The organism is Nocardia sp. NBC_00416, assembly GCF_036032445.1.
GTDB lineage: Bacteria > Actinomycetota > Actinomycetes > Mycobacteriales > Mycobacteriaceae > Nocardia.
This window is the reverse complement of the sequence record NZ_CP107932.1, coordinates 4,985,436-5,006,004: the sequence shown is the minus strand read 5'-3', so window position 1 is coordinate 5,006,004 and position 20,569 is coordinate 4,985,436. Positions and strand designations below refer to the sequence as shown.

18 protein-coding genes, 1 tRNA gene and 1 pseudogene are annotated in these 20,569 nt (G+C 67.5%); 11 read left to right on the top strand and 9 right to left on the bottom strand.

Annotated elements, in window-relative coordinates:
* The first annotated feature begins 294 nt into the window (after window positions 1-294).
* Window positions 295-489 (top strand): hypothetical protein, encoded by a 195-nt coding sequence (locus OG804_RS21520; protein WP_328389250.1) that lies wholly within the window; start codon window positions 295-297, stop codon window positions 487-489.
* A gap of 123 nt (window positions 490-612) precedes the next feature.
* Window positions 613-1,569 (top strand): class A beta-lactamase, encoded by a 957-nt coding sequence (bla, locus tag OG804_RS21515; protein ID WP_328389248.1) that lies wholly within the window; start codon window positions 613-615, stop codon window positions 1,567-1,569.
* A 48-nt stretch (window positions 1,570-1,617) separates the two neighbouring features.
* Here the strand turns inward: bla and OG804_RS21510 are convergent, their stop codons facing one another.
* The 3 genes from OG804_RS21510 to OG804_RS21500 all read right to left on the bottom strand — a co-directional run bounded on the left by OG804_RS21510 (window position 1,618) and on the right by OG804_RS21500 (window position 2,553).
* On the bottom strand, window positions 1,618-1,887 hold the full coding sequence (locus OG804_RS21510) for a hypothetical protein (RefSeq protein ID WP_328389246.1): 270 nt from the start codon (window positions 1,885-1,887) through the stop codon (window positions 1,618-1,620).
* Between the two features lie 119 nt (window positions 1,888-2,006).
* Window positions 2,007-2,080: transfer RNA gene (locus tag OG804_RS21505), tRNA-Gly, on the bottom strand.
* A 101-nt stretch (window positions 2,081-2,181) separates the two neighbouring features.
* Entirely contained in the window at window positions 2,182-2,553 is a 372-nt protein-coding gene (locus OG804_RS21500) for a VOC family protein (RefSeq protein WP_328389244.1), read from the bottom strand.
* Window positions 2,554-2,642: 89 nt separating this feature from the next.
* Here OG804_RS21500 and dcd point away from each other — a divergent pair, with 89 nt between their 5' ends.
* Window positions 2,643-3,215: a dCTP deaminase gene (gene dcd / locus OG804_RS21495; RefSeq protein ID WP_328389242.1), complete on the top strand. Its 573-nt coding sequence runs from the start codon at window positions 2,643-2,645 to the stop codon at window positions 3,213-3,215.
* Window positions 3,216-3,336: 121 nt separating this feature from the next.
* Here dcd and OG804_RS21490 read toward each other — a convergent pair whose 3' ends face one another.
* Window positions 3,337-3,783, bottom strand: a complete 447-nt coding sequence (locus OG804_RS21490) for a hypothetical protein (RefSeq protein WP_328389240.1) — start codon at window positions 3,781-3,783, stop codon at window positions 3,337-3,339.
* A gap of 291 nt (window positions 3,784-4,074) precedes the next feature.
* On the opposite strand from OG804_RS21490, the gene OG804_RS21485 reads away from it, so the two are divergent.
* The 3 genes and pseudogenes from OG804_RS21485 to OG804_RS21475 all read left to right on the top strand — a co-directional run.
* Window positions 4,075-5,397: a helix-turn-helix domain-containing protein gene (locus OG804_RS21485; RefSeq protein ID WP_442941593.1), complete on the top strand. Its 1,323-nt coding sequence runs from the start codon at window positions 4,075-4,077 to the stop codon at window positions 5,395-5,397.
* A gap of 166 nt (window positions 5,398-5,563) precedes the next feature.
* On the top strand, window positions 5,564-6,817 hold the full coding sequence (locus tag OG804_RS21480) for a pyridoxal phosphate-dependent aminotransferase (RefSeq protein ID WP_442941592.1): 1,254 nt from the start codon (window positions 5,564-5,566) through the stop codon (window positions 6,815-6,817).
* A 322-nt stretch (window positions 6,818-7,139) separates the two neighbouring features.
* A pseudogene (locus tag OG804_RS21475) lies at window positions 7,140-8,408 on the top strand (YibE/F family protein); the annotation flags it as partial.
* 444 nt (window positions 8,409-8,852) lie between these two features.
* On the opposite strand, the gene OG804_RS21470 reads toward OG804_RS21475, so the two are convergent.
* Window positions 8,853-10,487, bottom strand: a complete 1,635-nt coding sequence (locus OG804_RS21470; RefSeq protein ID WP_328389234.1) for an Hsp70 family protein — start codon at window positions 10,485-10,487, stop codon at window positions 8,853-8,855.
* A 162-nt stretch (window positions 10,488-10,649) separates the two neighbouring features.
* Window positions 10,650-11,972 (bottom strand): UDP-glucose dehydrogenase family protein, encoded by a 1,323-nt coding sequence (locus tag OG804_RS21465; protein WP_328389232.1) that lies wholly within the window; start codon window positions 11,970-11,972, stop codon window positions 10,650-10,652.
* Window positions 11,973-12,339: 367 nt separating this feature from the next.
* On the opposite strand from OG804_RS21465, the gene OG804_RS21460 reads away from it, so the two are divergent.
* The 3 genes from OG804_RS21460 (at window position 12,340) to OG804_RS21450 (ending at window position 15,962) form a co-directional block, all read left to right on the top strand.
* Window positions 12,340-12,870 (top strand): YdcF family protein, encoded by a 531-nt coding sequence (locus OG804_RS21460; protein WP_328389230.1) that lies wholly within the window; start codon window positions 12,340-12,342, stop codon window positions 12,868-12,870.
* A gap of 714 nt (window positions 12,871-13,584) precedes the next feature.
* Window positions 13,585-14,817: an acyl-CoA dehydrogenase family protein gene (locus tag OG804_RS21455; RefSeq protein ID WP_328389228.1), complete on the top strand. Its 1,233-nt coding sequence runs from the start codon at window positions 13,585-13,587 to the stop codon at window positions 14,815-14,817.
* Window positions 14,817-15,962 (top strand): acyl-CoA dehydrogenase family protein, encoded by a 1,146-nt coding sequence (locus tag OG804_RS21450; protein WP_328389226.1) that lies wholly within the window; start codon window positions 14,817-14,819, stop codon window positions 15,960-15,962. Before OG804_RS21455 ends, OG804_RS21450 begins: the two co-directional genes overlap by 1 nt.
* Window positions 15,963-16,063: 101 nt before the next feature.
* Here the strand turns inward: OG804_RS21450 and OG804_RS21445 are convergent, their stop codons facing one another.
* Complete coding sequence (locus OG804_RS21445; RefSeq protein ID WP_328389224.1) at window positions 16,064-16,717, bottom strand: Uma2 family endonuclease; 654 nt, start codon at window positions 16,715-16,717, stop codon at window positions 16,064-16,066.
* A 53-nt stretch (window positions 16,718-16,770) separates the two neighbouring features.
* On the bottom strand, window positions 16,771-17,547 hold the full coding sequence (locus OG804_RS21440) for a phytanoyl-CoA dioxygenase family protein (protein ID WP_328389222.1): 777 nt from the start codon (window positions 17,545-17,547) through the stop codon (window positions 16,771-16,773).
* A 101-nt stretch (window positions 17,548-17,648) separates the two neighbouring features.
* On the opposite strand from OG804_RS21440, the gene OG804_RS21435 reads away from it, so the two are divergent.
* Window positions 17,649-18,080, top strand: coding sequence for a PPOX class F420-dependent oxidoreductase (locus tag OG804_RS21435; RefSeq protein ID WP_328389220.1), 432 nt, complete (start codon window positions 17,649-17,651; stop codon window positions 18,078-18,080).
* A gap of 16 nt (window positions 18,081-18,096) precedes the next feature.
* Here the strand turns inward: OG804_RS21435 and OG804_RS21430 are convergent, their stop codons facing one another.
* On the bottom strand, window positions 18,097-19,701 hold the full coding sequence (locus OG804_RS21430) for an FAD-dependent monooxygenase (RefSeq protein ID WP_328389218.1): 1,605 nt from the start codon (window positions 19,699-19,701) through the stop codon (window positions 18,097-18,099).
* A gap of 121 nt (window positions 19,702-19,822) precedes the next feature.
* Here OG804_RS21430 and OG804_RS21425 point away from each other — a divergent pair, with 121 nt between their 5' ends.
* Entirely contained in the window at window positions 19,823-20,437 is a 615-nt protein-coding gene (locus OG804_RS21425; protein ID WP_328389216.1) for a TetR/AcrR family transcriptional regulator, read from the top strand.
* The last annotated feature ends 132 nt before the right edge of the window (window positions 20,438-20,569 follow it).

Here is a 20,569-nt window from a genome sequence, read left to right as displayed (position 1 = left end):
TGAGCCAGTGTCTGTTCTATGTCGTCACACATCGGATAGCGGCCGTGGCCCGGCTGCTCCGCCGGTGCACGGCCAATTCGGCCGGCGGCATCGCAAAGACCGCCATCCGCCCCCGGCATCGATCCATTCCAGCTCGAGCATGTCCCGGAAGAATGCCCGTACCTTTTCCGCTTCGGGGGTGAAAACGATCGCGTGCAGACCGCTCGACATGAGCGAACGGTAACCTGGGAAACCCCCGTGGACCGGCTGCGGCGCCGGCGCGGCGGGGACACGGCTTCGGGAGGAGGGGCGCAGTTGAGTGTGCAACCGTCGGTGGTGATCAACTGGGTCGTGGTCGTCTGTCTCACCATCTGCGCGGCGGAGGTGCTACGGACCAGCCAGAATGTATTCGTGCTGACCCTCTTGGCGGTCGCCCTGGTCGTCAACGGCGGGGGGTTGATCTCACGCGTTCAGCAGGCGCGGAAACCATCGACGCGACGTCGCGAGTGAACCCGCCCCGTATCGTCGTTCGCAGCGCCTATCGGCGGTGAACTGCGGCGATATCGAACCCGACTCGTCAGCGGCGGGATTTCCTATTGGCCTCGCCCGCAGCGGCGGTGATGTGCTGCGGCAGTGATCCTCTCCAGACTCGCTCAACTCGTCCCATTCGATCGTCGCCGGCTCGCTGCCGCCGCGCTGGCGATGTCCGCACTCTCGGTTGCCACGGCATGTGATTCCGATTCGGGCACCACGGTCGCGACTTCTCCGGCGGGCGCCACCACCCAGGTCGGCACGGCCCAGCCGTTCGCCGATCTGGAGACAGAACACGGCGCGCGCCTGGGTGTCTTCGCGTTCGACACCGCCAGCGGTCGAAGCGTCGCCTACCGCGACGGCGAGCGCTTCCCGATGGCTTCCACCTTCAAGGGCCTGGCCTGCGGTGCCCTACTGCGCGACCATCCCCTGTCGTCCGGGTTCTTCGACCAGGTGATCCACTACCCGCGCACCGACGTCGTCGAGAACTCGCCGGTGACCGAGAAGAATGTCGATGCCGGTATGACGGTCGCGGCCCTGTGCGATGCCGCCATCACCGTGTCCGACAACACCGCCGGCAACCAAATCCTGAAACTCCTCGACGGCCCCGCGGGCTTCACCGCGTTCCTGCGCACCCTCGGTGACGACACCTCGCGACTGGACCGCTGGGAAACCGAGCTGAACACCGCGATCCCCGGTGACGAGCGCGACACCACCACGCCCGCGGCGCTGGTCGCCGACTATCGCAAGCTCGTCGTCGAGGGCACTCTCGCCGAACCCGAACGCGCGCAATTGACCTCATGGCTCGTGGCCAGCAAGACCGGCGGCAACCGCATTCGGGCCGGCCTGCCCGCCGACTGGACCGTCGGCAACAAGACCGGAAGCCCTGCCTACGGTTCTGCCCTCGACGTCGCCGTCGCCTGGCCGCAGGGACGGGCTCCGCTCGTCATCGCCGTACTCACCACCAAATCCGAGCAGGACGCCGAACCGGATAACGCGCTCGTGGCGGCCGCCGCCCACCTCGCCGTCGAAGCGCTCGAAATCCCCGCGGCCGGCTGATACGCGACACATCGCCGGAGACGGCGGATCGAATGACAGCGGTCGCTGTTATTCGACGTCGAAGTACGCTTCGCAGGGGCGGGCCAACTCCGGGTGCGTCTTCCAGTAGTAACCGGGTAGCGCCCAGTGCCATGCGTGGTCGTGGAAAACGAGATCGCGGTACGGAGTGCCCGGTGGCTCGTATTTGTAGAAGTCCAGCGCGGCGGCCGCTGCCTCTGCCGGTGTTTTCCCGAGGTATCGCTCCTGCACCCAGGCGAAGCGCCGCCGCTCCAGCTGCAGCGTTTCGACGTATTCGTCCTCGGACCGAACGCCTTCCATCGGATCACGGTAGACGACGACGTAACCGTGCCGGGGGCGAACACGATACCGATGGGACCTGGTGTCCGAGGAATGCGGAGCGAGGCGGGCGAACATGGCAGGGACTGCCGGTGTGATGGTGGAGCCGGTGACGGGAATCGAACCCGCGCCATCTGCTTGGGAAGCAGAAGTTCTGCCATTGAACTACACCGGCGACGCGCCCGTAGACGCGAAGGGCAGCTTAGCAGAGGCCGGGCTCGAGCCCGAAATCTTTTCGTCCGTTCCGGCCGGCCCCTGCACTCGCTGATCGCCGGGTCAGCGCTCGGACCAGACGCCCAGCCGGTTGCCGCTCGGGTCGGTGAAATGGAAGCGGCGGCCGCCGGGGAAGTCGAAGGGGCCTTCTGTCACGGTGCCGCCGGCCGCGCCGACGCCGCGGAGGGTGGTGTCGAGGTCCGCGGAGTACAGCAGGACCAGGGGGCCGCCGACGCGGACTTCGGCCGTCGCCGCCAATCCGCCCGCTTCACCCTCGGAACCGTCGAAGCGGCGGATTCCGGCGTAGGCGGGGCCGTAGTCGTTGAACTTCCAGCCGAAGGCCGACCGGTAGAAGCGTTTGGCGGCGTCCAGGTCGGTGACGCCGAGCTCGATGTAATCGATGCCGTGATGGATGTGCGCGCTCGTCTCGGACATGGGGGGAGTATGCCCGGGTGGGGCGACAGGAAACGGGAGCTGCCGGACCGGGGACTTCGGGTCGCGGCAGCGGTCGCTACGCTCGTGGCGTGCTGCTATCCGATCGTGATATCCGGGCGGAGTTCGCCGCCGGGCGGCTCGGGCTCGAACCGTTCGAGGACAACCTGGTCCAGCCGTCCAGTATCGACGTGCGGCTGGACGGGATGTTCCGCGTCTTCAACAACACCCGCTACACCCATATCGACCCCGCGCAGCGCCAGGACGAGCTGACGAGCCTGGTCGAACCGGCGCAGGGTGAACCTTTCGTGCTGCATCCGGGTGAATTCGTGCTCGGGTCCACGCTGGAGGTGTGCAGCCTGCCCGACGATCTGGCGGGGCGCCTGGAGGGCAAATCGAGTCTGGGCCGGCTGGGGTTGCTCACGCATTCGACGGCCGGTTTCATCGATCCGGGGTTCAGCGGCCACATCACCCTGGAACTGTCGAATGTGGCGAATCTGCCCATCACCCTGTGGCCCGGGATGAAGATCGGGCAGCTGTGTCTGTTCCGGCTGACCAGTCCGGCGGAGAATCCGTACGGCAGCGCGGGCGCCGGGTCGAAGTATCAGGGGCAGCGCGGTCCGACGCCCTCGCGGGCATATCTGAATTTCCCCGCGCCGAGCTAGCGCGGCGGCACTGCACCGGTCAGGTCGGTGATCGCCGGTCGGCGGCCGGGAAGTGCATGCCGATGCGGGTGGGCTACGTCCGGCGTGCCCGGCGGGATACCGGACGTAGTCCCATCCCCGGTCATTCCCGGTCGTCGCCGACCAGGAGCGCGGCGTTGATCACGGAGGACAGCGGCGGCAGCAGCCCGTCGCGTTCCGGCGGTACGACCCAATTGCATCCCTCGCGGTTCCAGCGTCCCATGCCGGTGGGCAGCATCACGGCGCTGCCGATACCGGGTATATCGATATCGATCCGCTGCAGCATCTCGACCACCTCCGGGTCCGTGCGGCGGTCCGGGTAGGTGAGAAAGCTCCAGCGAATCTGCCTGGCCAGCATGGGAACCCGGATCTCGTGTGAGTCCAGGAGATCCCGCACCGCCCTGGCCCGCTGGGTGGGTAGATGGATGACACTGGCCCTGCTCGTGATCGGCAGCATCACGAATCCGCCGCGTTCGGTGGCCGGTAACCCGAATTCGTGGCGATAATAAGCGGCCCAGTCGTCGACCGTTCTGAGCTTTTCCACGTTCACGGTGAATCCCCTTGCCTCCTGCTGCCGAGCCTCCCTGGCGTACCGAGCCACGGCTGGTGCCGGCCTCGCCGGCCTGTCTTTCCAGGATCGCGCCCGGATCGGCGCGTCGGAAACGCCTACACGCCCACATTCCACTGCCCTTGCGCTGCCATTGGCCGTGGTGGCGGATTTACCTGTGGTTGCAGTCACATTCGGCTCGTACCCTGGAAAAGGAAATCGTTCGGAAAGGGTGACAACGTGGTCGGCCAGTGGTCTGGAAGGGAGGCCCGGGCGCTTCGCGAGGCCAAGCGGATGAGTATCCGGGAGTTCGCGGCACATCTGGGTGTGCACGAACGACTGGTATCCAAATGGGAGGCCGGGGGCGACCGGGTTCATCCGCGTCCTGTCAATCAGGCTGCCCTCGACACCTGTCTGGCCAGATCCGACGATGTCGAACGGTCCCGGTTCGCGGCATTGACCGCCCCCGAGCCCGTTTCCGGCCCGCTCGGGGACGCCGGCCGGTTCACGGCGCCCAGCGGCTATTCCAATGACGCCGAACTCCTGGCCCTCATCGATACCGGTGCGGCCCGTGGGACGGGGCTCGCGGCGATTTCGGAGAAGGATCTCATCATGGCGGCAGCGCACGAGGCGAGTGATCACGCCGGTCGGGCCGAAGGTACGAATATCGGTCCGAGCACATTGGATCAGCTCGACGCCGATGTCACCCGGATCGCCAACGACTACGTGCACACGCCGCCGATGCCGATGATGGTGGAGATGCTGCGGGTGCGGCGTCGGGTGTACCGGCTGCTCGAAGGTCATCAGCGGCCGTCGGACACCAGCCATCTATATCTGCTGGCGGGGTCGTTGTCGGGGCTGCTCGCCAACGCGAGCACCGATCTGGGGTATCTCGACGCCGCCGGGGAGCAGATCCGCGCCTCCTGGGCATATGCGGAAATAAGCGGGCACAACGGGTTACGGGCGTGGGCCCGGGGTATGCACGCCCTGATCGAATACTGGTCCGAACGTCCGCACCGCGCGCTGCAACTGGCACAGAACGGGCAGCATTACGCGGATACGCCCACGGCCGCGGTGCGCCTGCACAATATCGAGGCCAGGATCTGGTCGAAGATCGGTAGCGCCGCCGATACCGAGCGGTGTATCCGGGCCGCCGCCGAGGCGAGCGACGGCGCGGGCCTGGACAGTCTGCACGACGAGGTGGGCGGAGTGTTCGGGTTCTCCGATGCCAAGGCCAGCTATTACGCGGGCGCGACCTATATTCACCTCGGTCTGGCCGAACCGGCGCTGGCGGCCACCGAACGAACGATCGAGCTGTACCGCACCGGCCCGGCGCGCCAGCGCTCCTATGGGGCCGAGGCCCTGGCCCGCGTCGACTCGGCCGCCGCGCACCTGATCAACGGCAGCCTCGACGGGGCCGAGGCGGCCCTGCTGCCGGTGCTCGCGCTCGACGAGGACAAGCGCATCGCGCAGCTGGAGGAACGGCTCACCAATTTGCGCCGCCGGATCTGTGCCCCCGCCTTCCGCGGGGTCAGCGAGGCGCGGGCGCTGGACGAGCGGATCGAGGAGTTCTGCGGATCGACCGCGACCCGCGGCCTGCCGCCGGGTAGCGGGTAGCCCGTCCGTTACGGGGAGGGTAGGGACAGGTCGCCGGTGGCGCCACGCGATGGTTCCCGGGTATCACGGCGACCGCCCTACCTGGCTGTCCCGTGCCGCCGGTCAGCGGTAACGGTCCTGCACCGGGCCGGGGCGGGGCGGATATCCGCTTGCACCTGGTGGCACCATGGACCGGGTGAGTACTGGCCATTCGCACCCCGCGCCCCGGATTCTGGAGCAGTCCAAGAAGCTGCAGAATGTCGTCTACGAGATCCGTGGACCGGTACACGCACACGCGGCCCGGCTCGAGTCCGAGGGGCACCGGATCCTGAAACTCAATATCGGCAATCCCGCGCCGTTCGGGTTCGAGGCGCCCGATGTGATCATGCGGGACATGATCGCCGCCCTGCCGAACGCGCAGGGCTATTCCGAGTCCAAGGGCATACTGCCCGCGCGGCGGGCGATCGTCACCCGGTACGAGCTGGTGCCGGGGTTCCCGGAACTGGACGTCGAACACGTCTATCTCGGCAACGGCGTCTCCGAGTTGATCACCATCACCATGCAGGCGCTGCTGGACAACGGGGACGAGGTGCTGATCCCGGCCCCCGACTATCCGCTGTGGACGGCGATGACCAGCCTGGCCGGCGGAACCCCGGTGCACTATCTGTGCGACGAGACCGTCGGCTGGCAGCCCGATATCGCCGATATCGAATCGAAGATCACCGATCGCACCAAGGCGCTGCTGGTGATCAACCCCAACAATCCGACCGGTGCCGTGTACTCGGCGGAGGTCCTCCAGCAACTGGTGGACCTGGCGCGCAAGCATCAGTTGCTGCTGCTGGCGGACGAGATCTACGACAAGATCCTCTACGACGACGCCAAGCACATCTCCCTTGCGACGTTGGCGCCCGATCTGCTGTGCCTGACCTTCAACGGCCTGTCCAAGGCGTACCGGGTGGCCGGCTACCGGTCCGGGTGGCTGGCGATCACGGGGCCGAAGGAGCACGCGGCCGGGTTCCTGGAGGGAATCGATCTCCTCGCGTCGTCGCGGTTGTGCCCGAATGTGCCTGCGCAGCATGCCATTCAGGTGGCGCTCGGCGGCTATCAGAGCATCGAGGACCTGATCCTGCCCGGCGGACGTCTGCTGGAGCAGCGCGATATCGCCTGGGAGCGTTTGAACGCGATTCCCGGCGTGTCGTGTGTGAAACCCAAAGGCGCACTGTATGCGTTCCCTAGGCTGGACCCCGAAGTACACCAGATCCACGACGACGAGAAACTGGTTCAGGATCTGCTCCTCCAGGAGAAGATCCTGATGGTGCAGGGCACCGGTTTCAACTGGCCCGATCATGATCATCTGCGCATCGTGACCCTGCCCTGGGCCCGCGATCTGGCTGTTGCCATAGAGCGTTTCGGCAATTTCCTCGCGAGCTATCGCCAGTAGCGGGGCGGGTAACTATGGGCTGAAACAGACCCTCTATCCGGATTAATCCCAATTTTCTGAACCTACTGGCACAAAAGAGGATCGTGTGTGTACAGTGGTCCTCGGCACTTCAAGTGCCCGACCAGGTTGTCTACCCCCCCTGGGCAACCTGGTCCTCGGGTAAGGCCGCCTACCCCCCTGGGCGCCTGCCTGCGGGCGGCGGAGACATCCCCCTGCTCTCCGCCGCCCCTTCCCGATATTCTCGGAAAAACCAGCGAAATCGCAGCGTAGGGCCCATCTGTCGGTGAAGTGGCCAGTTGGTGAATCCTCTAGGCTCACCTGGGTGAGCGACCACCATCACCATCACGACCACTCCAGGCCGATCGCCATCAGTGCGCCCGCGGCACGCGTCGTAGTCGGGTTGCTGGTCGTCATCGGAATAGTCGTCGTCATCGCCACGATCGCCCTCTGGCCCGACCGGCAACAGGTCGAGATCCCGGTGCCCATGCAGAACGCGGACGGTTCCGCAGTGGTCACCGAAGCCGGAAAGGTGATCCGCCAGGACATCGGAGCCTGCGGAAGTGCCTCCATCGGCCGAGTCTTCGACGGCGACCCCCAACCGCCCACGATGCAGGCCTACGACTGCCAGCGCAGCCTCATCGCCATCGAATCCGGCCCGCACGAGGGCAAACACACCCTGCTCGAAATCGCGCCGGGCCCTGGGCAACCCGATCTCGCCGCGGGTGACGACCTGCGGATCGTGCGGCAGGAGGCGCCGGACGGCACCCCGCTGTACTCCTTCGACGACTACTCGCGCGGACTGCCGCTGAGTCTGATCGTGCTCGCCTTCGTAGTGGTGATCATCGTGGTCGCCCGGTGGCGCGGTGTGCGCGCGCTGCTCGGCCTGGTGTTCGCGTTCGCGGTACTGGTGATGTTCCTGCTGCCGGCGCTACTGGACGGAAAACCGGCGATACCGGTGGCATTGGTCGCCGGAGCACTGATTCTGTACTCGGTGCTCTATCTGGCGCACGGGGTGAACCTGCGCACCAGTTCCGCGCTGCTGGGCACGCTCACCTCGATGGTCATCGCGGCTGTCCTGTCCTGGATGACCATCGAGGCGACCACCCTCACCGGACTGTCCGAAGAACAGAACACCAATGTCGCGACCTATATCGAGCACGTGAGCATCACCGGCCTGCTGCTGGCCGGGTTCATCATCGGTTCGCTCGGCGTCCTCAACGATGTGACCATCACCCAGGCCTCGGCGGCGTTCGAACTGGCCGAACTCGACAAGAAGGCCACGCGGAGAGAGATCTTCGCCGCGGCCATGCGCGTCGGACGCGACCATATCGCCAGTACCGTGTACACCCTCGTGCTCGCCTACGCCGGCGGCGCGCTGCCGCTGTTGCTGCTGTTCAGCGTGGCCGGACGGCCCATCCACGATGTGCTGGTGGGGGACGCGGTCGCGATCGAGATCGCGCGGTCGGCGGTCGGCGGTATCTGCCTGGCGCTGTCGGTGCCGCTGACCACCGGGATCGCGGTCCTGCTGGCCCGGCCTTTCGGCAACACGAACTCAGGTGGCGCGCCCGCTCGTACCCGCCGCGCCGGAGCGGGGCGGCGCGCGGATACGGGTACGCATCGCAAGGTCGCGCGCTCGGAGACGGGCGGCGGTGAATCCACGCGACAGAAACGTTCCGGGCGCGACTATCAGCCGTGGCCGACGACCGGTGAACAGCCACGGATTCCGCGGTCGGGCCCCGGTGACCAGCGCGGGGGCCCGCGCACGGGTGAGTCGCCGGAGCCGCCCGGTGGCCGGGGCAGGCCGCCGCGGCCCGCCTCGCGCTATCCGGGGGCACCGGATCCCGGGGCACCGCAACCCGGCCCGCAGCGACCGGATACCCAGCGGCCGTGGTCCGGCGAGCAACGACAGGCCCGCCGGCCGCCGCCGCGTCCGGGCCCGGCCCGGCAGGGTTACGGCGAAGGCTGACAGCGGCCGCGGTCTCCATCGGCCCACCCGGTCTCCGGCGGCGGCCCGATCGGCACTTCCGACCTCCGATCAGCGCCGGGGCGGCGGGAAGGGGAGCGGCGGGATGGTCGGTACGACGATCGGCGGCAGGCCCGGTACCTGGAAAGTGTTCGGGCCGCTGGTGGTTGTCGGCGCCTCGGTCTCCTGGGGCGCCGCAACCGGCGGGGGTTCGGCCAATGACTCGTGCTCCGGCTGAGTGGTGATCGAGGCGCCCGCTATCCCGGGACGAGCAGTCGGGGCTGTCGCCGGACTGCTCTGCGGCTGCGTCGTGCCCTCGACTGTGGTCGACTCCTGGCGGAACATGTGCTGCCCGTAGCCGAGTCCGATCCCGATGGCGGCCACCACAACCAGTGCGCTCACCGCGACTGCCGCGGCACCGAGTTCCCGGTGCGGGCGGTGCGGTGGTTCACCGAAAGAGCGCCGGGGCAGCAGCTTCTGCGGAATCCGTAGCGCGATCGTCGGCGGATCCTCTTCTTCCGAGAGCTGCGGTACCGCCGAACCCGCCGGCCGCGGACCGGCGGAGCTCGCGGCCGGTGCCGCGCTACCCGCGTACGTGTCGGCACCGGGCCGTGCCGTGACGAGACCGGGCTGCGGCATCGGCGCGGGCGGAAGACCGGCGGCGGTACCGGCCGGCGGGCCGAAGATCCCCGTTTGCGGGACCGGTATGTCCGGACGCGAGACGGTCGGAGCCGCTGCCGCGACCACAGTGGGCGAAACCTCGGTGTCCGGTGTGCTGGTGGGAGTTCCGAACTGGGCCGGCGACTGCGGAGATTCGGTCACGATGGCCGGGGCCGGTGGCGCCGGAGATGTCACCGACGGCCGCCGCGCCAGCAGCGCGGCGCCGCGAGCTGTCGCCGCCTCGGGTTCCGGGGGAACCAGAACCGGCATCTCCAGAACTTCGCGCAGCGTCCGGCTGACCAGCGGGATGCGTACGCCGCCGCCCACCGCGAGCAGCGCCTGCACCTCCCGGCTCGAACGGCCGATGACCTGATGGGTCGCCCGCACCGAGGATTCGACGGCCCGGCCGATCAGCGCGGTGAAATTCTCCTGGGTGAGCAGCACCGGCCCGTAGTCGCTGGGCAGGGCGACAGCGGAGGTGGACGACAGCCGCTCCTTGGCCGAGCGGCACAGCGCGTCCAGCCGAGCCAGACCGGCCGGATCGGGCGGGTGGGCGATCCGGCCGGAGTTGATCTGCTGTTCCCGGATGAGCGAATCGAAGTATTCGCCGCTGATATCACCAGTGCGTTCGGTGTGCAGAATGTTCCCGGTGGCGACGTCCAGGATCGTGATCGACAGGCCGGACGCGCCCAGATCGTAGACGCCGAGTGTGGTGACCCCCTGCAGGGCGCCGGAGGCCACGGCGAATTCGAGCGTCGCGTCCAGATCGGGGACCACCTCGTAGGCGCGCAGTCCCTGTTCGGCCAGCGCGGTGTGCAGTGCCCCGGCCTGCTGTTCGTCCCGGCAGGCCAGGACCGTCCGGACGATATCGGGATCGGAGTTCAGGGCCGCGGCGACCGAGAGCGCGGCGCGCTCGGCGCTCGGCGTCTCCGGCGGGACCACAAAGGTCCGCAATTCGAACGAATCCGGACCGGGCGCCCCACCCGCCGGTGGGCGCGCCAAGCGGATCGCGCCGGCCCCCACCGACACTCCCAGTGCTGAACTCATCGGCAGCCCATCCGTACTTCCCGCTTCACGATATGCGAGCGTCGCCCGGTCGATGGTGACGGCTCTCATCCCCCGAACCAGCTGACTCTTTCGACAGTACCGCCCGGTCCCGTTGTTGTGGGCGGTGAACACCGCTGTTGTGGGCCGACCGGCCCCACGACTCTACGGGGTGCCCAGCCCCGCGTACACCCATCCCGCCGAGCGCCAGGCGGCCCGATCGAGACAGTTGCGGCCGTCGATGACGGATCGGGTCCGCACCACACCGTCCAGATCCTGCGGTCGCAGCCGCACGAACTCGTTCCATTCAGTGAGCACCAGCACCACATCGGCACGTTCGCAAGCCTCCACCACCGAGGTCGCGTAGTTCAAAGTGGGGAAAACCCGTCGCGAGTTCTCCAGCGCTTTCGGGTCGTAGACGGTGACCACCGCGCCGTGCAACTGGATCATGCCCGCCACGTTCAGCGCGGGTGAATCACGGACGTCGTCGGATTCGGGTTTGAAGGCCGCGCCGAGCACCGCGACATTCGCGCCCAACAGCGAACCGCCGCAGGCCCGGGCCGTCATATCCACCAATTTCGTGCGTCGGCGCATATTGATGTTGTCGACTTCCCGGAGAAACGCCAGCGCGTGGTCGGCTCCGAGCTCACCGGCCCGCGCCATGAAGGCCCGGATGTCCTTGGGCAGGCAGCCCCCGCCGAAACCCAGTCCGGCGTTGAGGAAGCGGCGGCCGATCCGGGCGTCATAGCCCAGCGCATCGGCCAATACGGTGACGTCCGCGCCCGTAGCCTCGCAGACCTCCGAAACCGCGTTGATGAACGAGATCTTGGTCGCCAGGAACGCGTTGGCCGACACCTTGACCAGTTCGGCGGTCGCGAGATCGGTGAGCAGGAACGGGACCTCGGCGGCGAGCAGCTCGGCGTAGAGCTCCTCGACGACCTCGCGCACCCACGACGACCGCTCCCGCTGTCCGTCCACGCCGAGTACCAGCCGGTCCGGTCGCAGGGTATCGGTGACCGCGAAGCCCTCCCGCAGGAATTCGGGGTTCCACGCCACCTCGATATCCACCGGGCTCAGCGCGCGGGCGCGGCGCCCGAGGTCGGCGGCGGTGCCCACCGGAACGGTGGATTTGCCGATGATCACCGACGGCCGGGCGACGAGCGGGGCCAGCGTGTCCACCACGGCGTGCACATATTTGAGATCCGCGGCGTACTCACCCTTCTTCTGGGGTGTGCCGACGCCGAGGAAGTGGACGTCGGCGTGGTCGGCGGCCTCCGCGTAGGAAGTGGTGAACCGGAGCCGGCCGGAGTCGAGATTGCGGCGCAGCACCGCCTCGAGGCCCGGTTCATAGAAAGGAGTGACACCGTCGGAGAGTTTCGCGACCTTGCCCGGGTCGATATCGACTCCGATCACATCGTGTCCGAGCTCGGCCATACACGCTGCGTGCGTGGCCCCCAGGTACCCGGTTCCGAAGACTGTGCATCGCATGATCGATAGGTAATCCTCGCCGGTGCACGCATCAGAAAACCGAGGCGAGGTACCGGGCAACAGCAGATGTATATCGGACGACACCGCTCGCCGACCTGCGCGGATCCGGTTCGCACCCGGGCGTACCTCCGCATTCGCTCCGGCCGTGCGCTGTGTGCGTACCTCCGCGTTCGCTCCGGCCGTGCGCTGTGTGCGTACCTCCGCGTTCGCTCCGGCCGTGCGCTGTGTGCGTACCTCCGCGTTCGCTGCGGCGGTGCGCTGTGTGTGTACCTTCGCGTTCGCTGCGGCGGTGCGCTCGCCGCGTACCTCCCCGACTCTTCGGCCGTGCGCGGTCTGTGGATGAACCGCGACCATTAGTATCGCGGCAGTGCGCCGCAGACTCGTCCTCGCCGCGGGGGTGGCCTCTGTCGTCGCGCTGATCCTCGCGCTGTGGCCCGTTTACGTACGTCCGCAACGGGAAGAACCCGCTCCGGCCGATGCGATCCTGGTGCTCGGCGGAGCCCATGACGGTCGCGAAGAGCTGGGGTTGCGGCTGGCCGGGGCGGGATACGCCCCCCGGGTGCTGATCTCGAATCCCTATGAGGACAGTCCGCTGGTCAACCGGATCTGTCACGGTGGGTACAGCTTCGAGGTGGTGTGCTTCGACCCGTCTCCCCGGACCACCCGAGGCGAAGGACGCTATCTGGCCGACCAGGCGCGAGCACACGGGTGGGAGCGGGTCATCGTCATCACCTTCACCCCGCACATCTCTCGCGCGCGGTTCGTCATCGGGAAGTGCTGGGACGGGGAGATGCTGTTCACCGACACCCGGCCGCGGCTGTCGGTGGCGCGCTGGGCCTACGACTACGTCTACCAATCCGTCGGGTACGCGAAAGCGATTTTCGAGGACTGTGTTTGATTGCCCCGCCTGCGGCGGGGCGGGTCGGGGCCCTCGTCAACCCCGGTTCTTCACTCCCGCCGGTCGGTCGCTGCGCTCCCTCCCTCTGGTCGCTCCAGAACCGGGGCGGGCCCCGACTGTGTTTGATTGCCCCGCCTGCGGCGGCGCGGGTCGGGGCCCTCGTCAACCCCGGTTCTTCACTCCTACGCTCACTCCTACGCTCACTCCTACGCTCACTCCTACGCTCACTCCTACGCTCACTCCTACGCTCAGTCGCTGCGCTCCTTCACTCCGTCGCTCCAGAACCGGGGCGGGCCCCGACCATGAATGCCGTCCATTCGGAGTAGACGGAAGGTATGCGCAGGATGTGCGCTTGGTTGGCCTGGGTGGACCCGCAACGCCTCGAGTGCTCGATGGTCGCTGTCCATGGGCCGCCGAGGGCACGCGACCGCGCCGCTGCGCTCCTTCGCGCTGTCGCTCCAGAACTGTCTTGGATTGCGTCGCCTGCGGCGCGGCGGGTCGGGGCCCGACTGTGTTGCTTTGCGCCGCCTGCGCCGGGCCCTCGTGACCCGGGCTGTGGTTGCTGACATTCCGGGGAGTGGAACAGGTGAGTGGGTCAGTTATGATGGCATGTGCCTTCAGTTTGACTGGACAGCGGTGACCTGGATACATTCGCATCAGCGCCGGTAATCGCCGGAGCTGCTGCGACGACGCATGAAGCCTTCGGGAGCGTGTATGGATTACGACTGGTCGGAGGCCGACAGGGCCTTCCGAGACGAGGTACGAGCGTTCCTGGCCGAGAAGCTGACGCCCGAGGTGAGCACCGCGGGCCGGCTGATGACCAGTGTCTACTCCGATCACGAAGCCAGCCTGGAATGGCAGCGCGTCCTGCACGAGCGGGGCTGGGCGGCGCCGCACTGGCCCGTCGAGTACGGCGGCTGCGACTGGTCGCTCACCCAGCACTACATCTTCAGCCGGGAACTCACCCTCGCCGGTGCCCCCGCGCTATCGCCGATGGGTATCCGGATGGTCGCACCGGCGCTGGTCGCCTTCGGCACCGACGAGCAGAAGAACTATTTCCTGCCCAGGATCCTGACCGGCGAGGTCTTCTTCTGCCAGGGGTATTCCGAGCCCGAAGCGGGTTCCGATCTGGCCGCGCTCACTATGTCCGCGGTCTCCGACGGCGATGATTTCGTCTGCTCCGGCAGCAAGATCTGGACCACCCACGCCACCGAGGCCAACTGGATCTTCATGCTGGTCCGCACTTCCCGGGAGGGCCGGAAGCAGCAGGGGATCACCTTCCTGCTGATGGATATGACCGCGCCCGGTATCGAGATCCGGCCGCTGGTCATGAGCTCGGGCGAACAGATCCAGAACCAGATCTTCTTCGACAATGTGCGAGTCCCCAAGAGCAATGTGCTCGGGCAGATCGACGACGGCTGGACGGTCGCGAAATACCTGCTGGTCCACGAACGCGGCGGCGGTGCGATGGCCCCGGCGCTGCAGGCCATGGCGCAGAACATCGCCACCGCCGCGGCCGATCAGCCCGGCCGGGACGGCAACCCGCTCAGCGCGGACCCGCATTTCGCGGCGCAGCTGGCCGACGCGCGGATCCGTACCGAGGTGCTGGAAGTGCTGGAGTTCCGGACCCTGGCCGCCATGGCCCAGGGCAAGGATCTGGGCACCTCCTCGTCCATGCTGAAGATCCTGTCCACCGAGCTCAGCCAGCAGCTAACCGAGCTGGCGCTCACCGCGGCCGGGCCGCGCGGCCGGATCTATCAGCCGCACGCCACCGCGCCCGGCGGCCCGATCGCCGAATACACCCCGCCGGCCGACGGCTACCTCAGCGGCGCCGACTGGCAGGCCGTCGCGCCGCTGCGCTATTTCAACGACCGCGCCGGGTCGATCTACGCGGGCAGTAACGAAATCCAGCGAAATATCCTCGCCAAGGCAGCATTGGGGCTCTGATGGACTTCACCTTCACCGACGAACAGCAGATGCTGCGCGATGCGGTCTCCGGTTTTCTCGCCGCCCGATACGACCTGGCCAAGAGCCGGACCGCGGTCAAATCCGGGCCCGGCTGGCAGCCCGAGATCTGGCGCGGGCTGGCCGAACTGGATGTGCTGGGTGTGACCCTGCCGGAGGAGTTCGGTGGTTCGGGCGGCGGCCCGATCGAGGGCATGATCATCGCCGAGGAACTGGGCCGTGCCCTGGTCGTGGAACCCTATGTCGACACCGTGGTGATCGGCGGCGGCCTGCTGCGCCGTTCGGGCGGCGAGCGGGCCGCGGAATTGTTGAAGGGGATCGCGGCCGGTAGCGTCCGGCTGGCCTTCGCCGCGCTCGAACCGCAGTCCGGCGAAGTGCGCCACGATGTTTCCACGACCGCCCGCCGCGACGGCGACGACTGGGTGCTCGACGGCACCAAGATCGTGGTGACCGGCGTGCCCGTCGCGACCCATCTGATCGTCTCCGCCCGCACCTCCGGTGAGCGCCGCGATCAGGACGGGATCTCGCTGTTCCTGTTGGAATTCGATCCGGCCGCTCCGCCCGCCGGAGTCGAGGTGCACCAATACCGCACCATCGACGACCGCGTCGCCGCCGACCTCACTTTCGCCGATATCCGGATTCCGGCGAGCGCGCTGCTGGGCGCCGAGGGGCAGGCGTGGCCCGCCATCGACGCCACCATCGACGAGGCGATCGCCGCGGTCACCTCCGAAGCTGTCGGCCTCATGCGCAAAGTCCTCGACGACACCGTCGAATACACCGAGCAACGGCAGCAGTTCGGCGTTCCGATCAGCAGCTTCCAGGCGTTGCAACACCGGATGGTCGATATGTTGATCGAACTCGAGCAGAGCATCGCCGCCGCGTACCTGGCTGCCTACGCCGTCGAAGCCGAGCCCGCCGAGCGGGCCCGCGCGGTATCGGCCGCCAAGGTGACGATCGGCCGGGCCACCCGGTTCATCGGCCAGAATTCGGTCCAGCTGCACGGTGCGATGGGAATGACCGAGGAATTGGCCATCGGCCACTATTTCAAGCGCCTCACCGCCATAGAATACGAATTCGGTTCCAGCTCCGATCATCTCGCGCGCTATATCGCGTCGACGAAATCCTGATCGGATCCGTCTCCCACTCACACCGTGCCGAGTGGGTGTGGATCATTCCACCGAGCCGCGCGGTGACCCTCGAGAGGGGATCGCTGCGCGGTCCGGTTGGTTCAGTACTCCAGCTCCGTCCATGGAATATGGATCGGGAAGGGAAAACCGATTCCGATGCCGTCCTCGTCTGCCGAGGTCCACTCCCCGGCGAGAATATAATTCGCGGTGCGCAACGGATGCACGCCCTCCGGTAGCCGCCCGTGCCCTGTTTCCAGTGCATACGCCCGTATAGTTGCGATCGCGCTCTTCGCTTGCGCCAGGGTCACCTCCCAGTACCAAGGAATTCCAGCGCTGGCGTAGCGGCCCTTCTTCGCTTCCATATCCGTTTGCGTGTTCGACGGTGAGAGCACTTCACCGACGAGGAGGGCGCCGGTGGCGCGAATATCCTGGAACGGGGTTTCGAGGCAGCGGAAGACCAGGAAGTCCGGTGTCAGGAAATTCGATTTGCCGCTGGTCCCGAGGAAGACATTGGTCTCCGCTTCGACGCGCCAGCAATGTTCCGGCCGCTCCGACATAGTTTTGCGGGCACACCGTTCGAAGGCATTGGTCATACGACGGGTGAACGCTTGATGCTCGCTGGGACCCCGGCGTAGCCACACCACGCGACCGTCCCACAGCTCGATCTGCTCAGCGATCTCTTCGGGTAGCTGTTCGAGTTCCTCCCATGTCATGTACTCCGGGAGCTCGGGCCGTTCGGTGTGCGGCAGGGACATGCCACCATCGTATGTCTGGTCAGGCCTGTAACCACTCGGTCGGAAGCACGCGATCACTCGATCGCGGAACGGATCGCCGTCTCGATCGCCGAGAACGGACCAGGCCCGCTGATACGTAGTGGCTGTGCCGGGTGCAGCGGCGGCTGGGCGAGGAATCTGGGGTGGACGCCACGATTGGGCTGACCCGCGTGGACCAGGAACGGGTGGCAGAGGTAGACGTCGCCCGCCTTGCCGGTGGCGCAGGCAGTGGGGAAGTCGGCGGTGGCCGTTTCGACCCGTGCGGCGAGTTCGCGGGCGTCGAGACCGGCATCGCCTTCCGGTTCGAGCAACCGGGCCACCGCTTTGTGCGAACCCACGCGGAGCCGGGTCGGGGCGTCCGACTCGCCGGTGTCGGAGAAAAGGAAGAGCATGAGCAGAGCTCGACCCTGCGAGTGGACATTCACTCGCCAGCTCAGATAGTCGGTCGGCGCCGATTCCGGGCCCGGGAAACTCGCGTCGACGTGCCAGCCGTCGAGTGTGGCGGTCTCCCGGCCCGGGAAGCGGATCACGAAACTGCCGAGGCTGCGCCGCGGCGCCCAGCGCCCGGACCCCACGAGGGCGTCGTAGGCCGCGTGCAGGCGCGGGGTCGCCGCGGCGGATACGAAGGGTTCGTCCAGGTAATCGGGCCGGAAAGCGGCCGGCGTGGGCCAGCTGTCCGGGTCGTCGGGCGAGGCGTCCAGATCGCGCCAGACGAGCGCGCGGCACTCGTCGGCGAGTGCACGCGGGAACGCCTCCGCGATGTGGATGTATCCGTTATCGATGAACGAGGCCACTTCTACGTCGTCGAGCACGGGACCATTGCACCGGTGCCCGGGTTCTCACGCCAGCGAATTTTCCGGGACCGGACGCGTGCGCCCGGAATACCCTCCCGCCCTGCCGACTTGGACCGGTTATGACGAGTACGCAGTTCGATCCGCGCACCCTGCTCAGTGAGAGCCGCCTCGGCGTCCTGGCCACCATCAAATCGGACGGCCTACCGCAGCTGTCACCGGTGACCCCCTACTACGACCGGGCCGCCGAGATCATCTATGTCTCGATGACCGAAGGTCGCGCCAAGACCGTGAACCTGCGGCGTGACCCGCGGGCGGCGCTGGAGGTCACCCGGCCCGACGGTTGGGCCTGGGCGACCGCGGAGGGCTCGGTCACCCTCACCGGTCCGGGCGCCGATCCGCACGGCCCCGAAGTGGAGGCGCTGGTGGACTATTACCGCGCGGCCGCCGGAGAACATCCGGACTGGGACGAATACCGGGCCGTGATGGTGTCCGACCGCCGGGTGCTGATGAAGCTGGCGGTCGAACGCGTATACGGCGCGGCATTGCGCTGATCGGTCACCGCCCGGTTCAGCCGACGGGCGCGGCCGCTGCCGTGGCGGCCCCGGTCGGTACCGCGAGGGTGGCGAGCGCGGTGGTCAGGGCGCCGGCGGGGTCCGCCGGGGTGGTGACGGTCCGCCATGCGATGTATCCATCCGGCCGTATCAGGGTGGCCCCACCGGCCTCCACGCCGTAGGCGGTCCGGAAGGTCCCGGCTTCCACTGGTTTCATCTCGGTTCCGACATGAACGAAGGTGACGGAGGCGCCGAGCTGTTCGACGGTGTGCGCCGCGGCGGCGGACCAGAGCTCATCCTCCGAGAGCAGCACCCAGTCGCGCCCGAACAGATCCAACGTCGAGAATTGTTCGTCGCCGGCCACGACCCATAGATGTGGGGCCCGGGTGCCGGGCTGGCCGGCCCATTCGCGGGGTCGCCGGGCAGGTGGTAGCTGATCGTCCGCGCCCAGCACCGCGGCCGACCGATAGAGCTGGCCGAGTTCGACGGCGGTGTCGTCGAGGATCGGTGCCGCCGACTCGGGGGTCCGCAGGTACGCCTTGTAGTCGGCGCGGGCGAAGAGCTGGTCGTGTCGCAGGTCGGCGATCGGCCGACGTTCGGCATCGTAGGTGTCCAGCAGGCGTGGCTCCGCTTTCCCGGCGAGTACCGCCGCCAGTTTCCAGGCCAGGTTGTGCGCGTCGTCTATACCGGTATTGGCGCCGAAACCGCCCCGATTGGGAGGTAATTGGTGGGCGGCGTCGCCGGCCAGGAACACTCGCCCGTCCGAAAAACGGTCGGCGATCAGGGCCGCCAGCTCCCAGCGGCCGGTGGTGATCAACTCGATCGGGATATCGGTGCGGCCGATCGCCCGCCGCACCACCCGGATCTGCTCGTCGGCGTCGCGTTCGACATCGTCGCCGAGCATGAGCACCCACCGGCCGTCGGAGTAGGTGGTGAGAAATGCCCGGAGGTCGGGCTGTTCGATCTCGAACTGGACGACGCCGTCGCGCAGGTATTCGTCCAGCGGCGCCCGGAACAGGATGCTGCGCTGCACCGACAACGCTCCCGCCCCGTGGCGGCCGATGCCCATCGCCTCCCGCAGCGGGCTGGTCGCGCCGTCCGCCGCCACCACGTACTGGGCGCGCAGCCGGTATTCGTGGCCGTCCGCGCGGCGGCGCAGCGTGGCTGTCACGCCGTGGTCGTCACTGTCCAGGCCGAGCAGTTCGGTACCCGGTCGCAGTTGTGCGCCCAGGTCGCGAGCACGCTCACGCAGGATGGGTTCGAGTCGATCCTGGGTGATGGCGACCGCGTGCACCGGCGATTCCTCGGCGCCGTACGCGCCGTGGTTGCCGGGTGTCCACGGATACTCCTCGAGCCGTGCGCCGGTCAGGCTCTCCACCCGGGCCCGCCGCGGCGGCTTCATACCCTGCGACGATGCCGGTACCTCGATCCCGGTCTGCCGGAAGTGCTCGACCGTCCGGGTGGTGAAGCCGATGGCCCGCGGATGCAGTGAGCTGCCGTCGTGCTTGTCGACGACCACCACCGGCACCCCCTGCCAGGCCAGGAAAACCGCGGCGGACAGGCCGACCAGGCTGCCGCCGACGATCAGGACGGATGTTGTCTCGTTGCCGTTCGAATTCATATCGATCACCCCTTGGTGAAGCTCGGTCGATTCGCTGACCCGTCCAGGAAAACGCAATCCACTAAAAATAGCAACTGACTTAAGATATTTAGTGAGTTAAGTCATCTGGTATGGTCGAGGCATGACCGTTGAGCCACCCGGACGCAGGCAACGCAAGAACGCGCAGACTCGCCGGGCCCTGGCCGACGCCGCGCAGCGGCTGTTCCTGGACAAGGGCTACGACCGGGTCAGCGTCAAGGAGATCGCCGAGGAGGTCGATATCTCCGTGCCGACGGTGTTCAAACACGTCCCCGACGGCAAAGAGGCCCTCATGTTCGACGACGGCGTCGAGCGCCGGGAAAGCCTGCTGGCGGCGGTTCGGGAACGCCGTGCCGGGCAGTCGGTGCTGGCCGCGCTGCGTGAATTCATGTCCGGCCGCGGGCCTTTTCTCGCCGATCCCACCCCGGAGATGCGCAGGCGCACCGAACTGATCGTGAAAACCCCGGCGCTGCGCGACTACTCACGCAAACTGTGGATCCGCTGCGAAGCGCCGCTGGCCGAAGCCCTCGCCGCCGAACTCGGCCGCGAGCCCCACGACCTCACCGCCCGCGCGGTCGCGCGCTATGTCTTGGAGATCCCGCAGTTCGTCAGCGAGGAGCCCGACCCTCGCGCGGCCCTGGACGCCATCTTCGACCTGCTCGAATTCGGGCTGCACGGACAAACGGGCCAAGAGTCGAGAGCCGCGCTCCGAGACTGATCCGGCGCCTGGTCGTCTGGGAAACCGCGACGCCGATCTCGCCCGCGCAACCGGTGTGTCAGCGGCGACGGTTGCGATGACCGAACGCAGCAGGGCCCGGCGAATTTCCGCCGGGCCCTGCTGTTCCTTCGA

Excerpts from the sequence above, each read along its gene's own strand:
- OG804_RS21510 (WP_328389246.1), bottom strand. The coding sequence starts at position 1,887 with ATGGAAGGCGTTCGGTCCGAGGACGAATACGTCGAAACGCTGCAGCTG.
- OG804_RS21500 (WP_328389244.1), bottom strand. The coding sequence starts at position 2,553 with ATGTCCGAGACGAGCGCGCACATCCATCACGGCATCGATTACATCGAG.
- OG804_RS21485 (WP_442941593.1), top strand. The coding sequence starts at position 4,075 with ATGAGTATCCGGGAGTTCGCGGCACATCTGGGTGTGCACGAACGACTG.
- OG804_RS21480 (WP_442941592.1), top strand. The coding sequence starts at position 5,564 with ATGGACCGGGTGAGTACTGGCCATTCGCACCCCGCGCCCCGGATTCTG.
- OG804_RS21470 (WP_328389234.1), bottom strand. The coding sequence starts at position 10,487 with ATGAGTTCAGCACTGGGAGTGTCGGTGGGGGCCGGCGCGATCCGCTTG.
- OG804_RS21465 (WP_328389232.1), bottom strand. The coding sequence starts at position 11,972 with ATGCGATGCACAGTCTTCGGAACCGGGTACCTGGGGGCCACGCACGCA.
- OG804_RS21455 (WP_328389228.1), top strand. The coding sequence starts at position 13,585 with ATGGATTACGACTGGTCGGAGGCCGACAGGGCCTTCCGAGACGAGGTA.
- OG804_RS21450 (WP_328389226.1), top strand. The coding sequence starts at position 14,817 with ATGGACTTCACCTTCACCGACGAACAGCAGATGCTGCGCGATGCGGTC.
- OG804_RS21445 (WP_328389224.1), bottom strand. The coding sequence starts at position 16,717 with ATGTCCCTGCCGCACACCGAACGGCCCGAGCTCCCGGAGTACATGACA.
- OG804_RS21435 (WP_328389220.1), top strand. The coding sequence starts at position 17,649 with ATGACGAGTACGCAGTTCGATCCGCGCACCCTGCTCAGTGAGAGCCGC.
- OG804_RS21430 (WP_328389218.1), bottom strand. The coding sequence starts at position 19,701 with ATGAATTCGAACGGCAACGAGACAACATCCGTCCTGATCGTCGGCGGC.
- OG804_RS21425 (WP_328389216.1), top strand. The coding sequence starts at position 19,823 with ATGACCGTTGAGCCACCCGGACGCAGGCAACGCAAGAACGCGCAGACT.